The sequence below is a fragment of the Aminipila terrae genome (genome assembly GCF_010120715.1).
GTDB lineage: Bacteria > Bacillota > Clostridia > Peptostreptococcales > Anaerovoracaceae > Aminipila > Aminipila terrae.
The window spans coordinates 293,161-308,599 of sequence record NZ_CP047591.1 but is presented as its reverse complement, the minus strand read 5'-3'; the positions used below and the strand labels follow the sequence as shown (position 1 = coordinate 308,599).

Annotated in this window: 13 protein-coding genes; all 13 read left to right on the top strand. The window is 36.5% G+C overall.

All coding sequences use genetic code 11. From position 1 onward, the window contains the following. The first annotated feature begins 122 nt into the window (after positions 1-122). The 13 genes from Ami3637_RS01465 to Ami3637_RS01405 all read left to right on the top strand — a co-directional run bounded on the left by Ami3637_RS01465 (position 123) and on the right by Ami3637_RS01405 (position 15,439). Positions 123-422, top strand: a complete 300-nt coding sequence (locus Ami3637_RS01465; protein ID WP_162361015.1) for a YerC/YecD family TrpR-related protein — start codon at positions 123-125, stop codon at positions 420-422. 87 nt (positions 423-509) lie between these two features. Then, positions 510-1,100: a 4'-phosphopantetheinyl transferase family protein gene (locus Ami3637_RS01460; RefSeq protein ID WP_162361014.1), complete on the top strand. Its 591-nt coding sequence runs from the start codon at positions 510-512 to the stop codon at positions 1,098-1,100. Further along, positions 1,097-1,957 carry an MBL fold metallo-hydrolase gene (locus Ami3637_RS01455; RefSeq protein ID WP_162361013.1) on the top strand — a complete coding sequence of 287 codons (861 nt, stop codon included), beginning with the start codon at positions 1,097-1,099 and terminating at the stop codon, positions 1,955-1,957. Before Ami3637_RS01460 ends, Ami3637_RS01455 begins: the two co-directional genes overlap by 4 nt. Beyond that, entirely contained in the window at positions 1,947-2,498 is a 552-nt protein-coding gene (locus Ami3637_RS01450; protein ID WP_162361012.1) for a regulatory protein RecX, read from the top strand. The genes Ami3637_RS01455 and Ami3637_RS01450 overlap by 11 nt, the downstream gene beginning before the upstream one ends. Positions 2,499-2,656: 158 nt before the next feature. Further along, complete coding sequence (locus tag Ami3637_RS01445; RefSeq protein ID WP_162361011.1) at positions 2,657-4,648, top strand: methyl-accepting chemotaxis protein; 1,992 nt, start codon at positions 2,657-2,659, stop codon at positions 4,646-4,648. A 420-nt stretch (positions 4,649-5,068) separates the two neighbouring features. Continuing rightward, entirely contained in the window at positions 5,069-8,185 is a 3,117-nt protein-coding gene (ileS, locus tag Ami3637_RS01440; RefSeq protein ID WP_162361010.1) for an isoleucine--tRNA ligase, read from the top strand. 98 nt (positions 8,186-8,283) lie between these two features. Further along, complete coding sequence (rlmN, locus tag Ami3637_RS01435; RefSeq protein ID WP_162361009.1) at positions 8,284-9,327, top strand: 23S rRNA (adenine(2503)-C(2))-methyltransferase RlmN; 1,044 nt, start codon at positions 8,284-8,286, stop codon at positions 9,325-9,327. Positions 9,328-9,449: 122 nt separating this feature from the next. Further along, a complete protein-coding gene (locus Ami3637_RS01430; RefSeq protein ID WP_162361008.1) occupies positions 9,450-9,872 on the top strand; it encodes a hypothetical protein in 423 nt (140 codons plus the stop codon). Positions 9,873-9,990: 118 nt separating this feature from the next. After that, the gene (locus Ami3637_RS01425) at positions 9,991-10,902 is read left to right on the top strand and encodes a DMT family transporter (RefSeq protein ID WP_162361007.1); all 912 of its coding nucleotides are present in this window, start codon (positions 9,991-9,993) and stop codon (positions 10,900-10,902) included. Then, positions 10,895-11,515: an NUDIX hydrolase gene (locus tag Ami3637_RS01420; RefSeq protein ID WP_162361006.1), complete on the top strand. Its 621-nt coding sequence runs from the start codon at positions 10,895-10,897 to the stop codon at positions 11,513-11,515. The genes Ami3637_RS01425 and Ami3637_RS01420 overlap by 8 nt, the downstream gene beginning before the upstream one ends. Positions 11,516-11,651: 136 nt before the next feature. Next, the gene (locus tag Ami3637_RS01415) at positions 11,652-12,554 is read left to right on the top strand and encodes a CAP domain-containing protein (protein WP_243158067.1); all 903 of its coding nucleotides are present in this window, start codon (positions 11,652-11,654) and stop codon (positions 12,552-12,554) included. 117 nt (positions 12,555-12,671) lie between these two features. Beyond that, positions 12,672-13,784 carry a BMP family lipoprotein gene (locus Ami3637_RS01410; RefSeq protein WP_162361005.1) on the top strand — a complete coding sequence of 371 codons (1,113 nt, stop codon included), beginning with the start codon at positions 12,672-12,674 and terminating at the stop codon, positions 13,782-13,784. 125 nt (positions 13,785-13,909) lie between these two features. Then, positions 13,910-15,439 carry an ABC transporter ATP-binding protein gene (locus Ami3637_RS01405; protein ID WP_162361004.1) on the top strand — a complete coding sequence of 510 codons (1,530 nt, stop codon included), beginning with the start codon at positions 13,910-13,912 and terminating at the stop codon, positions 15,437-15,439.

The window sequence follows — 15,439 nt, the reverse complement described above, 5'->3', positions numbered from 1 at the left end:
AAATAAAGGCTTCTCTGTTATAATGAATAAAGCCTTTATTTTATTTTTTTCATTGACGTTTCGCAAATTAAAGTGCTATAATCGTACTGTAAAGTGTTAAAGCATTTGAAAGGAGCAGTATAATGGCATATGAATCAAAATTTAAACGTGAAGACATTGATGAGTTGTTTAAAGCTATCCTAACATTACAGGATGAGGAAGATTGTTACAGGTTCTTCGAAGACATCTGTACCATAAATGAAATTCATGCTATTGCACAAAGATTGCAGGTCGCTAAGTTGTTGTCCGAAAAGAAAACATATAGTGAGATTGAAGAGGAAACAAAGGCAAGTACTGCTACTATCAGTAGAATAAATAAATGTCTGGTTTATGGGTCCGAAGGATATCAGAGAATTCTGACCAGACTGAACGCTCAGAAATAAGCCGTATTTGAATTTAATAAATAGAAATGAGGCACCATGTATATGAGAAGGTATATATGGTGCTTATTTTATACGGGAGAAAAGGAAATGATCGTATATATATATGATGGAAAAGAGCATAAAGGAAAAGCTGGTGAAGAACTTCTAAGAAAAGCTTTAAAAGACTATTCTGGCAATGCGTACACAGGAATTGTAATTAAGCGTGAAAAATATGGTAAACCTTATTTCGAAAATATACCAGTGCAATTTTCCATAAGCCATTCAGGACAAATCTGGGTGTGCCTGATGGCAGATTTTAATGTAGGTATTGATATTCAATTTTATAAAAATTTAAAGTATGAAAAAATTGCAGAGCGCTTTTTTACAGAAAATGAAATCGAATATATTCATCAAAAGGGTATAGATGGTTTTTTTCAGGTATGGACACGAAAAGAAGCTTATGTCAAGTATACAGGAAATGGATTTGCCAACGAAGGGTTTTCTGATTTTTCAGTTGTGAGCAAAGAAGGAAACAACTATTTTCTCAAGAAAACTATTGGGGAGGCATATTTTCAAGAGCTGGATTTACCATCAGATAAATGTGATTTTATTACGAAAAGCAAATTAGTTGGAGTCACTTGTTCCAGGGTAAAGGAATTTATTAATATTAAAATTTTAGGAAATGAGGGTGAAAGATGATGAAGATTACTTTTTTATCAGAAAATAAGACATATAATCCAGGCTGCATGGCAGAGCATGGGTTGTCTTTATACATAGAAGCAGCTGGTAAAACTATATTATTTGATACTGGAGCATCAGATATATTCGCTAAGAATGCAGAATTTCTGAATATAGATTTAAAAAGGGTGGAGCACACTATTATAAGTCATGGGCATTATGATCATACAGAAGGACTCCCTTTTTTTTGCAGTGTTAATTCAAATGCTGATATCTATATTCATAAAGATGCTTTTGAGCAAACTTATGGGTCTGAACATGGTGTCTTAGATAAAGAGCCCTGTGGAATTTTATGGGACAGGAACATAAAGGATGATATTATGAATAGAGTCACTTTAACGGAGGGTATATTTAAGATTTCAGAAGACATTGTAATTTCCGGAACAATTCCTAACATTAAAGAAACAAAAACCACAGAAAAGTTTTATATAAAAAAAGTATCACAAAATGGGGATATTGAATTACAGGAAGATGAAATGAATCATGAACAGTTTTTAATAATAAGAGACAGGAACACGGAAGGAGTAAGCAGAGGTATATATGTTTTCTCCGGATGCAGTCATAAAGGAGTAATCCCTGTTATACGATATGCCAAGCAGATATTTCCGGGGGAAAGGATGTTAGGGTTAATAGCTGGAATGCATTTATATAGTGTGGATCAATCTGTTCGATGGGAAGTTGTAAATGAAATTCTTGAGGAAAATATTGAAATGGTTATGCCGGTACACTGTACTGGAATAAATGCCATATGTGATTTAAAACAGGCTATGGGAGACAGATGTATAGTAGCCAATGCGGGAGATACATATGAGAGCTGATAAAAATAAAGAAGATTTAACAGTGGTAAAAAAGAATCCTGTAGACTCTGCTCTTAAATATCTGGCCAGCAGAGACAGAACCTGTATGGAAATACAGAAATATTTAACTGAAAAAGAGTTTTCTTCAGAAGAAATTCAACAAGCCATCAGCTATTTACTTAATTTGAATTATTTAAATGATGAAGTATATGCAGAAAAATATATTGAATATGCCATATCAAAGGGAAAAGGTATTATGAAAATAAAAAATGACCTCAGGCAGAAAGGCATTGAACAGGAAATAATTGATGACAAAGTATCTTCTTCTGAAGATTTGGCAGCAAAAGAAGAAAGAAAGAGAGCACTGAATCAGGCCCTTAAAATTATAGAAAATACTAAAATTGAGTACTTAACAGACTGGGACTGTGATTTTCAGGAGAAAGAACAAAAGTATAAAGAAATCCAAAGGATTAAAGGAAAAATTGCCAGAAGACTTCAGGGGCTCGGCTATTCACCAGATGTGATATTTAATATCATTAATGATATATTTAAAAATGAATAATAGAATTAAAACCCACTAACTTCATTTAAGCAGGCTTTCGACAGATTACTACATTATTTTACAAATTATAGAAAATAATACAGTAATTACGTGTAAATATATGGACAATTCTGTAAATTGCAGTATAATTAAAATAAAAAGAAAGAGGGGAAATGAACATGGGTTTTAAAAGTATCAAAACAAGAATACTAGCAACAATTTTAGCGGTATTGCTTATTTCACTTGGGACCGTGTCGGCTGTATTTGGTGTTCTAAGCATTAAAGGAACAGCATCAACAGTTCAGTCCATATTAAAAGAGACCTGCGCTGTATCTGCTCTAGCAATACAGAACCGAATGAGTATGTCTAAAAGCGTTGTAAGTGAAATGGGTACTATAGCAAGACTCTCCAATGCTGAAACAACATATGATCAGAAGCGGCAGATATTGGATAGCAAGCTTGAAAAATACGGACTTACCAGTGCATCCATTGCCAACTCTTCCGGAACGAACCTTGACGGAAAATATGTTGGGGATCAGGAATTTTTTTCTGAAGCTTTAGCAGGAAATACATATTATTCTGAGCCTAAAGTGCAGACAGATGGTTCTGGTACGACGATTTACATTTCGGCACCTCTTTGGGATAAGGGATTATATAATACCAAAATTGTTGGGGTAGTATATGTAACCTTAGACGGAAAATTTTTATCAGATATTGTAAAGACAATTAATGTGGGAAAAACAGGATATGGATATATTATTGATAAAAATACAACCATGCTTGCCCATAAGGATGACTCATTAGTAAATACTGCAACAACCATAAGAGATATGAGTAAAGCGGATAAAAGCCTAGAACTTTTGTCCCAATTGGCAGAAAAGGCAATCAAAGGCGAGACTTGTTTTGGAGAATATACATATCAGGGAGTAAAGAAGTATGCAATGTTCTCTCCTATTGGGGAGACAGATGGCTGGGCTATTTGTGTTAACGTGGAAAAAGCTGAATTCTTAAAATCTGCTTATACTTCCCTTATCATATGTCTTGGCATTTCTTTATTATCTCTAATTATAGCGGCAGCCATTATAATAGCTTTGATAAACAGAATCGTAAAACCTATCAGAGAAGTTGAACAGGCAGCAAAAGAATTGTCTGAAGGAAACTTTGATGTTCAGATAAATTATACGGGCAGGGACGAAATTGGCAGCCTTGCAGACAGTATGAAAATCATGGTGGAAAGAACAGAAGCTGTTATTAGTGCAACTTCTAATGCTTTGGAAGAGATGGCTAAGGGAAATTTTGACTTAAATCCTTCTATTGAATATGTAGGCATCTTTAAAAAAATTCAACAATCCATAATTAACATTGTGGTGGAATTAAGTCAGACGTTGAGCAATATCAGAACATCTGCAGATCAGGTGGACATTGGAGCTGAGCAGGTGGCCACAAGTTCTCAGGCGTTGGCTCAGGGGTCTGTTGAACAGGCCAGTTCTATAGAAGAGCTGGCAACAGCTATTACTGGAATTTCTGATCATATTAAAGAAAATGCAGAGTATGCAAATAATGCAAGTGAAAAGACTACTAATATGGGTAATGATTTGCAGCACAGCAACGCCAAGATGAGCAGAATGATGACCGCCATGGAAGATATTACTGCAAAATCAGCAGAAATCAGTAAAATTGTTAAGTCTATTGATGATATAGCCTTTCAGACTAATATTCTTGCACTGAATGCAGCTGTGGAAGCAGCAAGAGCAGGAGCAGCAGGGAAAGGATTCGCAGTTGTAGCTGATGAAGTGAGAAACCTTGCAGGAAAATCTGCAGAAGCTGCCAAAGATACCACTGGGCTTATAGAGGATACGGTAAAAGCAGTATCAGAAGGAAGTACTATTGCAGAAGAAACGGCAGAGGCAATCAATTCTGTAGTTGTAAAAGCTGAAGAGGTTGTGACTGCTATTAATCAGATATCGGATGCATTTAAAGAACAAACGGCATCTATTGATCAGGTTACCACGGGACTTGAACAGATTTCTTCTGTTGTTCAATCAAACTCAGCTACAGCAGAAGAAAGCGCAGCAGCCAGTGAAGAATTGTCAGGACAGGCTTCATCCTTACAGGAGGAAGTAAATAAGTTTAAACTAAAGAAAAATAATGATTTTAGTATGAATAACTAATATTTTCTTGACACAAATAATATATCTCATATATAATAGAAAAGGATATGCATCATATTGCATATCCTTTTATTAACTAAATAAACCAAAGCCATGATGGAGCCAGTAGATTTTGTGTAGTAATCCCTACAGAGAAACGTGTAAATGCTGAGAGCACGTTGGTGAAGCAAATTTTGAATATCACTCCGGAGCTTTATCACTATATAAGAGGTAGAACAATGTATCACGAGACAGGATATGAATATTGTTTTGCAAGTAGGGTGGTACCGCGGTTATAAATAATCGTCCCTAATTCACTTTTGTGAATTAGGGATTTTAGTTTTTTGCAGAAGTTTTTAAAAATAACTTTTTATTTTCTCACTAATGTAAAGAAAGAACAAAGTGGCAGAGCCACATTTTTTTAGAAAGGAAAGGCAACATATGTTTCGAAATTTATCTGAAAAACCAATCGCAGAGTTTCAAATGGAACAGGCAAAAGCCTGGAAAGAAGAAAAACTGCTGGAAAAGTGCGTAACAACAAGAGAAGGAATGCCATCGTTTATATTTTATGAAGGACCTCCCACTGCTAATGGCAGACCAGGGATTCATCATGTTATAGCAAGAACGTTAAAAGATTCCGTATGCCGTTATAAGACTATGCAGGGGTTTGCTGTAAATAGAAAAGCTGGATGGGATACTCATGGACTTCCTGTAGAAATTGAAGTGGAAAAACAGCTTAACATGTCCGGGAAACAGGACATTGAAAAGTATGGTATCAAAGAATTTAATGAAAAGTGCAGAGAGTCTGTATTTACCTATGAAGGTATGTGGAGACAGATGACTGAAAGGATGGGTTATCTTATTGACCTGGACAATCCTTATATTACTCTGGACAATAACTTTATTGAAACTGGCTGGTGGATATTAAAGGAATTTTTTAAGGCTGGACTTATTTACGAAGGACACAAGATTCTTCCTTACTGCCCGCGATGTGGAACCGGACTGGCATCCCATGAAGTAGCTCAGGGGTATAAAGAAGTAAAAACCCAGACAATTATGGCAAAATTTAAGAAAAAAGATGCAGATGAATACTTCCTGGCATGGACCACCACTCCATGGACTCTGGCTTCAAACGTTGCCCTTACTGTAGGCCCGGATATTGATTATGTAAAAGTTAAGATGCACGAGGATGCCAATGAAGCAGGAAAAGTATTTTATCTGGCAAAGAATCTTGCAGATAAAGTTCTAGGTGCAGAAAGCTATGATGTTATAGCTGAAATGAAGGGCAAAGAACTTGAATTTGCTGAATACGAGCAGCTGATGCCATTTATAAAGCCAGATAAGAAAGCATTCTTTGTAACTTGTGCAGATTATGTAACTATAGAAGACGGTACTGGTATTGTCCACACTGCACCAGCATTTGGTGAAGATGACTATCAGACGGGAAGAAGATATGAGTTGCCAGTGGTAAATCCTGTAGACGAACAGGGTAAATATACAGATACTCCATGGGCTGGACGCTTTGTAATGGAAGAGGGCCTTGATGTAGACATTATAAAATGGCTTGCAGCTGAAGATAAAATCTTTGCTAAGGAAAAGATGGATCACAATTACCCACACTGCTGGAGATGCGGGACTCCTCTGATTTACTATGCAAAGCCAAGCTGGTATATTGAAATGACTAAACTGAAAGATCAGTTGGTAGAAAATAATAAGACAGTAAACTGGTTCCCGGATTTTGTAGGAGAGAAAAGATTTGGAAACTGGCTTGAAAATGTAAACGACTGGGCTATTTCAAGAAACAGATACTGGGGTACTCCGATTCCCATCTGGAGATGTGACTGCGGCCATTTAGAGTGCATTGGAAGCAGAGCCGAATTAGTTGAAAAATCTATTGAAAATATTACAGAAGAAGTTGAACTTCACAGACCTTACGTGGATGACATTCATTTAAAGTGCCCTCACTGTGGAAAAACAATGAGCAGAATCCCTGAAGTAATGGATTGCTGGTTTGATTCAGGTTCTATGCCATTTGCACAGCAGCATTATCCATTTGAAAACAAAGAAAAGTTTGACGAAGAATTATTCCCTGCAGATTTTATCTGTGAAGGTATTGATCAGACCAGGGGCTGGTTCTATTCACTTCTTGCTATTTCCACATTTATAAAGGGTAAGGCTCCATATAAGAATGTTCTTGTAAATGATCTTATCCTGGACAAAGAAGGCAAGAAAATGAGCAAATCAAAGGGTAACACAGTAGATCCATTTGCTTTATTTGACAAGTATGGTGCCGATGCTACCAGATGGTATTTGCTGTACGTATCACCGGCATGGTCTCCGACTAAGTTTGACGAGGATGGGCTGATTGAAATTGTCAGCAAGTTCTTTGGAACGCTGAAGAATGTTTATAATTTCTTCGTACTTTATTCCAACCAGGATAACATCAGTCCTGTGGAGCTTGATGTACCTTATGACAAGAGACCTGAGCTTGACAGATGGATTCTTTCAAAGTATAACCAGCTTATACTGGATGTTACAGAGGAAATGAACCGGTATGACCATATGAAGACTGTTAGAAAAATTCAGGACTTTGTTACCGAAGATTTATCAAACTGGTATATCAGACGTGCAAGAAGAAGATTCTGGGGTGACCAGATGACGGATGATAAGAAGAGTGTATATGCAACGACTTATGAGGTTCTTGTGGGAATTTCACAAATGATTGCTCCATTCGCTCCGTTTATTTCAGACGAAATATATACAAACCTAACAGGAAATGAATCCGTTCACATTTCATTCTTCCCTAAGGCTGATGAATCCTTAATAAATAAGAATGTTGAGGAAAGAATGGATCTTGTCCGAACCATGGTGGGTCTTGGAAGAGGCACCAGAGAAAAAGAAAGAATTAAGGTTAGACAACCTCTTTCTGAAATGCTGGTAGATGGAAAGTATGAGACTCTTATCAGTGACCTTACTCCTTTGATTATGGAAGAATTAAACGTTAAAAAGGTTGTATTTGAAACGAAACTGGATCAATTTATGGATTATAGCCTGAAGCCTAATTTTAAAGTGGCAGGCCCGGTTTTAGGTGCGAAGATTAAAGCCTTTGGAGGTGCTCTTGCCCAGGCAGACCCGGCAGAGCTTGTTGCCAGACTGGAATCTGATGGAGAAGCTGTTATTAATGTAGCTGGTGAAGATTTTACCTTAAATAAGGAGCTGGTTGAAATTAAAATCAGTGCTAAAGAGGGATTTTCTGTTGCTATGGAAAATAATGTATTCACTATTCTTGATACAACTATAAACCAGGAACTTATTGACGAAGGTCTTGCCAGAGAACTTATTTCTAAGGTTCAACAGCTTAGAAAGCAGAATGACTTTGAAATGATGGACAATATTAAGATTTTCGTGACAGCTGACGCAGATGTTAAAACTGCTGTAGAAGCATATAAATCATATATTATGAAAGAAACTCTTGCTGTAGAAATTGCAGAAAAAGATGGACTGGACGAATATGACTTAAATGGTCATAAGACAGGCATAGGAGTAGAAAGAGTATAATTTTAAAGTGGGTACAGTTTATAACTGTGCCCTTTTTAATCAAACAGGTATTATCTCTCTTTGGATAACCTGCTGATTTAAATGAAAGAGAGGGACTTATGTCAGATAAAGTTCATTTAAAAGATATGACTCTCAAAGAAATGGAAGTTTTCTTTGAGAATATAGGTGAAAAGAAGTTTAGGGCAAAGCAGGTATACAATTGGCTTTACAGAGGAATATCCGGCTTTAATGAGATGACAGATTTATCTAAGGAACTACGTGAGAAGTTGAATACCTGTGCGGAAATTGGAAGTCTTAAACTCATACAAGTACAGCATTCCAAGACCGATGAAACCAGAAAGTATTTGTTTGGACTTGAAGACGGAAATAGCGTGGAAAGCGTTTTTATGAAATATAAGCACGGTAATTCAATCTGTATATCTTCACAGGCTGGCTGCCGTATGGGCTGTAAATTCTGTGCGTCCACCATAGGGGGACTTTGCAGAAATTTAACTGCTGGAGAAATCATAGATCAGATTGTATCTGTGGAAAGGGATACAGGAGAGAAAATCAGTAATATTGTTATAATGGGTACAGGAGAGCCTTTTGATAATTATGATAATGTTTCTAAGTTTATAAACCTGGTTAATAATAAAGAAGGACTGAATATCGGCATGCGAAGCATAACGGTATCCACTTGCGGTATCATACCTAAAATTGAACAATTCGCAGAAGACTTTCCGCAGGTAAATCTGGCTATATCCCTTCATGCGCCTAACGATATAATCAGAAATATGACTATGCCAGTAAATAAGAAATATAATATGAAAGAACTTTTAAACGCATGCAAAGATTACGTGAAAAAGACAGGGAGGAGAATCACTTTTGAGTATGCACTGGTATCTGGTGTGAATGATCAGCCTGTTCATGCGGAGGAACTGGCTGAGAGGCTGAGAGGGCTGATTTGCCATGTAAATTTAATTCCTCTGAACAATGTGACGGAAAGTGGGCTAAACGGTACTTCCAGAATGCAGGCATCAGAATTTCGTGACCGATTAGAAAAGTTAGGCATAAGTTCTACGGTCAGGAGAGAACTGGGAAGTGACATTGACGCTGCTTGCGGCCAACTCAGATTAAAGAATTATGAAAATTTGGAAAATTAACTAAGGTTTAGGTTATTTATCTTGATAAGCAATGGTCAATAGTGTATAATGGGTTTACACAAGCTACTATAGCAAGTTTACGGGATGCAAATATTGCATAGCTCAAAGAGGAGGCGATTACAATGGTTAAGTTATTAATCGGTAAGAAGGGTTCAGGTAAAACCAAAACAATGCTTGACATGGCCAACGAAGTGGTCGAAGAAAGCAAGGGCAGTGTTATATTTATTAATAAAAACCAGAGACTGATGTGTGACTTGAAACACAAGATTAGAGTGGTATGTATGGAAGATTACCAACATATTACAAACAGCGATGAATACATAGGGTTTATCTATGGTATCATTGGCTCAGATCATGATATTGAAACCATTTTTATTGACAGCATCTTAAAGCATGCAGATATTCATGAAGATAATATTCCCGAATTCCTAGACAGACTCAAAAAAATTTCCCAGCGATATGATATTGAGTTTATAGTAAGCCTGAGTGCTGAAAAGGAGGCTTTGAAAAGCATCGATTTCAGCAAATTTGAAGTCTTAAATTAATAAGAATATTAGCAATATAATTGCTTGTAAAAGAGGCGGTGAACAGTTCACCGCCCTTTTTAAGGTTATTACAATAAAATAAGAATATAATATGAATATGTAAAACAGGGGATGATCTATGATGAAAAAGATAGGATTATATATTTTTCTGACGGCTTTTCTATTTGGAACAATGGAAGTTGCATTAAAGCTGGCTGGTAATGGGTTGGATTCATTTCAACTGACATTTTTGAGGTTCTTTATAGGGGGCATTTTATTAATGCCTTTTGCGGTTAATGAAATAAAAAAGAACCAGACCAGGTTAGAATTAAAAGATTTCGGGTATTTATTAATACTGGGAATAATATGCATACCAGTCAGTATGTTATTTTTTCAGTTAGGTGTCATGCATTCAAATGCTTCAACCGCTTCAGTCATAATGTGCATAAACCCTCTATTTACTATGATTTTTGCACATTTTATGTCAGACGAAAAATTTAATAAGAAAAAACTGGTTGTGTTATTATGGGGGATTTTGGGCCTGATTTTTATGGTAAGACCCTGGGACATTCAAAAAGGAAATACTACGGTAGGAATATTTTTTATGCTGATTGCAGCAGCCACATTCGGACTTTATACAGTAGTAGGGAAAAATAGTATAAAAAAGATGGGAATTATGGCGCAGACCAGCATCAGCTTTATTTTAGGATCATTAGTACTTCTTATTATAATGATTTTCATGGATAAACCTATTTTACAGGGAGTGAAAGATAATGTTATACTTGTTATGTATATCAGTGTTTTTGTAACAGGTCTGGGATATTATTTCTATTTTGCATCCATAAAACTTTCTGATGCTACTACTGGGTCTATAGCATTTTTTATTAAACCAGCAATTGCACCGGTCATAGCAGTAATAATTCTTGGAGATAAATTACTTTGGAATACATATTTAGGGATTGCATTAATCCTGATTGCTTCATATTTAAATATATATAATAAAAGAACTGAGGGTAAGAAAATTGAGCAAGAGCAAGTTGAATTTGAATGAAATAGAAGAAATATTCAAGAACAGAAAACCTGCTGCAGTGGGATATTATAACTATTTTTCTGTAATGGTTCCCCTGGTGGAAAAGGATGGAGAACTACATTTACTGTACGAGGTACGTGCAGAATCATTAAGAACACAGCCCGGGGAAATTTGCTTCCCAGGAGGTGCAGTTGAGAAAAATGAAACCAAACGGCAGTGTGCCATAAGAGAGACTCGTGAGGAACTGGGGGTGCTCAGAAAAGATATAAGGGTAATAGCAGAGTTGGATACATTATATACTTATAGCAATTTTACCATGTATTCTTTTTTGGGTGAAATTAATTACGAAGCAATAAAGAATGCGAAAATAAACAGAGATGAAGTAAAAGAATTCTTCCTGGTGCCCTTAGAGCATATGAAGAACCAGGCTCCATATATCTATAATATGGATGTACTGCCACAGATAGGGACCGATTTTCCTTATAATCTACTAAAACTTAACAATGGATATAATTGGAGAAAAGGTAAATCAGAAGTGCCGATTTATACTTATGAAGATAAAGTGATATGGGGCTTAACCGCTAGAATTACACACAATTTAGTTAATATAATAAAACTGGGAAGCAGGGATTAAAATTATACCTGCTTTTTTATTGGTAATTTTTATATAATGATTTTTGCGTAAAAGGGGGTCTATACTCTTTTTCAAGGAGTCAAACTAAACCAGAAGTCTCCTAGTTTTGGATAAAGTGGAAAGGGAGGACAAAATCATGAAAACCAAATTTGTCAAAACAACGTTATCACTATCATTACTGCTTATGGCAGCAGCACCGACTGCAGCTTTTGCAGGAACAAACTGTAACGCAAATGTTTCAGTTCCATTGAACCAATCTGTGGTTAAAAACATTAATAGCTGCTTTACGAATGCAGGAACAAAAGATTGTTTTAAGAATCTAAATTGTTCTAATCTTAAATGCTATGTTAAATTTGCAGATGGCAAGCTTCAGCTTGTTTCTAATAATTGCAGTCAGAAACAGGATCAGGTTCAGAAGTCAGGGAATTGTAAAGCAAACACTAAGACAGACACAAAGACAACAGCAAATACAGGAACTAAGACAGACACAAACACAACAGCAAATACAGGAACTAAGACAGATACGAACACAACAGCAAATACAGGAACTAAGACAGATACGAACACAACAGCAAATACAGGAACTAAGACAGACACAAACACAACAGCAAATACAGGAACTAAAACAGATACCAACACTGGCAATTCAGGTAGTATAGGTGCTTATGAACAGCAGGTTGTAGACATCGTGAATCAGGAAAGAGCTAAAGCAGGTCTTGCACCGCTGACAGTAAACGCAAAATTATCTGATGTTGCCGAAAAGAAGGCTGAAGATATGAGAGACAAGAATTACTTCTCCCATACATCACCAACTTATGGTTCACCGTTTGATATGATGAAACAGTTCGGTATAAATTATACTGCAGCTGGTGAAAACATTGCAAAAGGTCAGAAAACTCCTCAGGACGTTATGACTGCCTGGATGAATTCTTCCGGACACAGAGCAAACATACTGAACAGTAATTATGCGCAGATTGGTGTAGGTTATGTAACAGACAGCAACGGAACTACTTACTGGGTACAGGAGTTTATTAAATAATCATTTTTAAACACGCAAAACCGCAGACAATAATAACTATGTTGAAAAATTGCTTCATAACATTTATAATATAAAATATGGAAAATAATCAACCGTATTGCAGAAGGGAGAAATCTTATGAAGAAATTTTTGGCAATAGTACTGGCTCTTACGCTTGTACTAGGTTTAGTTGCTTGTGGTGACAAAAAGGAACCAGTAAAGGAAAAAGCAAAAGAAAAAGAAACTTATGAGATTGCAATGATTACTGATGTTGGTGAAATTGATGACAAGTCATTTAATCAGGGAACTTGGGAAGGCATTAAAGCATATGCTGAGAAAAACAATATTTCCCACAAGTATTACAAGCCGACTGAACAAAGTGAAGATGCTTATTTAGCTGCCATTCAGCTTGCTGTTAAAGGAGGAGCTAAAATAGTAGTAACTCCAGGATATTTGTTTGAAGTACCTATTTTTAAGGCTCAATCTATGTATCCAGACGTTCACTTTATTCTGATTGATGGTTATCCTAATGATGGCACAACAGATGCAAATGGTAATACAACAGCAGCTCCAGCAAAGAACTCTGTTGGAATTAAGTTTGCAGAAGAACAATCCGGTTATCTTGCAGGATATGCTGCAGTTATCGATGGATATACTAAGTTAGGATTTATGGGCGGAATGGCTGTTCCTGCTGTAGTTCGATACGGATATGGTTTTGCACAGGGTGCAGAAGCTGCTGCTAAAGAATTAGGTTTAGCTGCTGGCAGCATCCAGTTAAAGTATAACTACACAGGTGGATTTGATGCAACTCCAGAAGTACAGACACTGGCTTCATCCTGGTATTCTGATGGAACAGAAGTTATCTTTGCTTGTGGTGGTAAAGTGGGTAACTCTGTAATGGCAGCTGCTGAATCCGCAAAAGGAAAAGTTATAGGCGTTGACGTTGATCAGAGCAGTGAATCAACTACAGTTATTACTTCTGCTATGAAGGGACTGGCTTCCGCTGTGCAGTCTGCTCTTACAGACTACTATGCAGATAAATTCCCAGGAGCACAATGCTTAACTCTTGGTGCTGCAGAGAAAGGTGTACAGCTTCCTATGGATACTTCCAAGTTTAATACATTTACTAAAGATGATTATGACGCAGTTTATGGACAGTTAGCAAAAGGAGATATCAAATTGAAGAAGGATGATGTTAAAAGTGCAGATAAACTGGGATTAAGTTGCGTTAAGGTACAGCTTATTAAGTAAATAAAACTTTAAAAACGGTTGATAGAATGATTTTTTAAATTAAAACAACACACCTTTTGGTGTGTTGTTTTTTATGCTAAATTTAGGTATAATATGTATATTATATTGAAGAGAGGTCGACTATTATGGAATATATAATAGAGATGTTAAACATCACGAAGGAATTCCCGGGAATTATAGCAAATGATGATATTACATTACAGCTGAAAAAGGGTGAAATCCATGCTCTTCTTGGAGAAAATGGAGCAGGAAAATCTACTTTGATGAGTGTATTGTTTGGCATGTATCAGCCAGAAAAAGGTGTCATAAAAAAGAACGGCCAGGAAGTTAAAATCAGTGACCCCAATGATGCAAATGCACTTGGAATAGGTATGGTACACCAGCATTTTAAGCTGGTACATAACTTTACTGTACTTCAGAATATTATTTTAGGTGTAGAAACCACTAAAAACGGAATGCTGAAACTTAGTGAAGCAAAAGAGAAAATTATCGCTCTGTCTGAAAAATATGGGCTGATGGTGGATCCAGAGGCAAAGATTGAAGATATCACAGTGGGTATGCAGCAAAGGGTAGAAATTCTTAAAATGCTTTACAGAGATAATGAAATTCTTATTTTCGATGAACCTACTGCGGTATTGACTCCACAGGAAATAGAAGAACTGATGAAAATTATGAAAGGACTGGCTGCAGAAGGTAAATCCATACTGTTTATCACTCATAAACTTAATGAAATCAAGCAGGTTGCAAACCGATGCACAGTACTTAGAAAAGGAAAATACATTGGAACCATAGACGTTGCTGCTACTTCAAAAGAAGAAATGTCTGAAATGATGGTTGGAAGAAAAGTTGATCTCACTATTCAGAAAAAAACTTTTGAACCGGGGCAGGTGGTACTTGAAGTTAAAAATATGACCGTTAAATCAAAGCATAACAGCAAAGATGCAGTGAACAATGTTTCGTTTCAGGTTCGAAAAGGGGAAATCGTCTGTATAGCAGGAATAGATGGAAATGGTCAGTCGGAACTTGTTTATGGACTTACAGGATTGTCTCCCATCGAAACGGGGGAAATCTTTATCAATGGAGAAAATATCACGAGGAACAGCATCCGTAAAAGAAATCTGGCTGGTTTAAGCCATATTCCTGAGGACAGACATAAAGACGGTCTTATTCTGGACTACAATCTTACTGAAAATTTAATTTTAAAAAATTATTATAAACCTGGATTCCAGAAGACCGGATTTATAAACTTCAAAAAGGCAAAAGAGTACGCAGAAAAACTGATTGAACAGTTTGACATCAGAAGCGGACAGGGAACCAAAACAGTAGTGAGGAGTATGTCTGGAGGAAACCAGCAAAAAGCTATTATTGCAAGAGAACTGGATCAGGATCCAGAACTTCTGGTTGCCGTACAGCCTACAAGAGGCTTGGATGTTGGTGCTATTGAATATATTCATAGACAGCTTGTTGAAAAACGGGATGAGGGGAAAGCTATACTTTTAGTTTCCTTAGAGCTTGATGAAGTAATGAATGTAAGTGACAGGATTCTGGTCATTTATGAAGGGGAAATAGTAGCCGATGTAGATCCTAAAGAAATAACCATTAAAGAATTAGGATTGTATATGGCAGGATCAAAGAGAAATGAGGTGACAGCTTAG

Coding starts and splice junctions, on each gene's coding strand:
- Ami3637_RS01430 (WP_162361008.1), top strand. CDS start 9,450: ATGGTTAAGTTATTAATCGGTAAGAAGGGTTCAGGTAAAACCAAAACA.
- Ami3637_RS01445 (WP_162361011.1), top strand. CDS start 2,657: ATGGGTTTTAAAAGTATCAAAACAAGAATACTAGCAACAATTTTAGCG.
- Ami3637_RS01410 (WP_162361005.1), top strand. CDS start 12,672: ATGAAGAAATTTTTGGCAATAGTACTGGCTCTTACGCTTGTACTAGGT.
- Ami3637_RS01405 (WP_162361004.1), top strand. CDS start 13,910: ATGGAATATATAATAGAGATGTTAAACATCACGAAGGAATTCCCGGGA.
- Ami3637_RS01460 (WP_162361014.1), top strand. CDS start 510: ATGATCGTATATATATATGATGGAAAAGAGCATAAAGGAAAAGCTGGT.
- Ami3637_RS01455 (WP_162361013.1), top strand. CDS start 1,097: ATGATGAAGATTACTTTTTTATCAGAAAATAAGACATATAATCCAGGC.
- Ami3637_RS01465 (WP_162361015.1), top strand. CDS start 123: ATGGCATATGAATCAAAATTTAAACGTGAAGACATTGATGAGTTGTTT.
- rlmN (WP_162361009.1), top strand. CDS start 8,284: ATGTCAGATAAAGTTCATTTAAAAGATATGACTCTCAAAGAAATGGAA.
- Ami3637_RS01415 (WP_243158067.1), top strand. CDS start 11,652: ATGAAAACCAAATTTGTCAAAACAACGTTATCACTATCATTACTGCTT.
- ileS (WP_162361010.1), top strand. CDS start 5,069: ATGTTTCGAAATTTATCTGAAAAACCAATCGCAGAGTTTCAAATGGAA.
- Ami3637_RS01425 (WP_162361007.1), top strand. CDS start 9,991: ATGATGAAAAAGATAGGATTATATATTTTTCTGACGGCTTTTCTATTT.
- Ami3637_RS01450 (WP_162361012.1), top strand. CDS start 1,947: ATGAGAGCTGATAAAAATAAAGAAGATTTAACAGTGGTAAAAAAGAAT.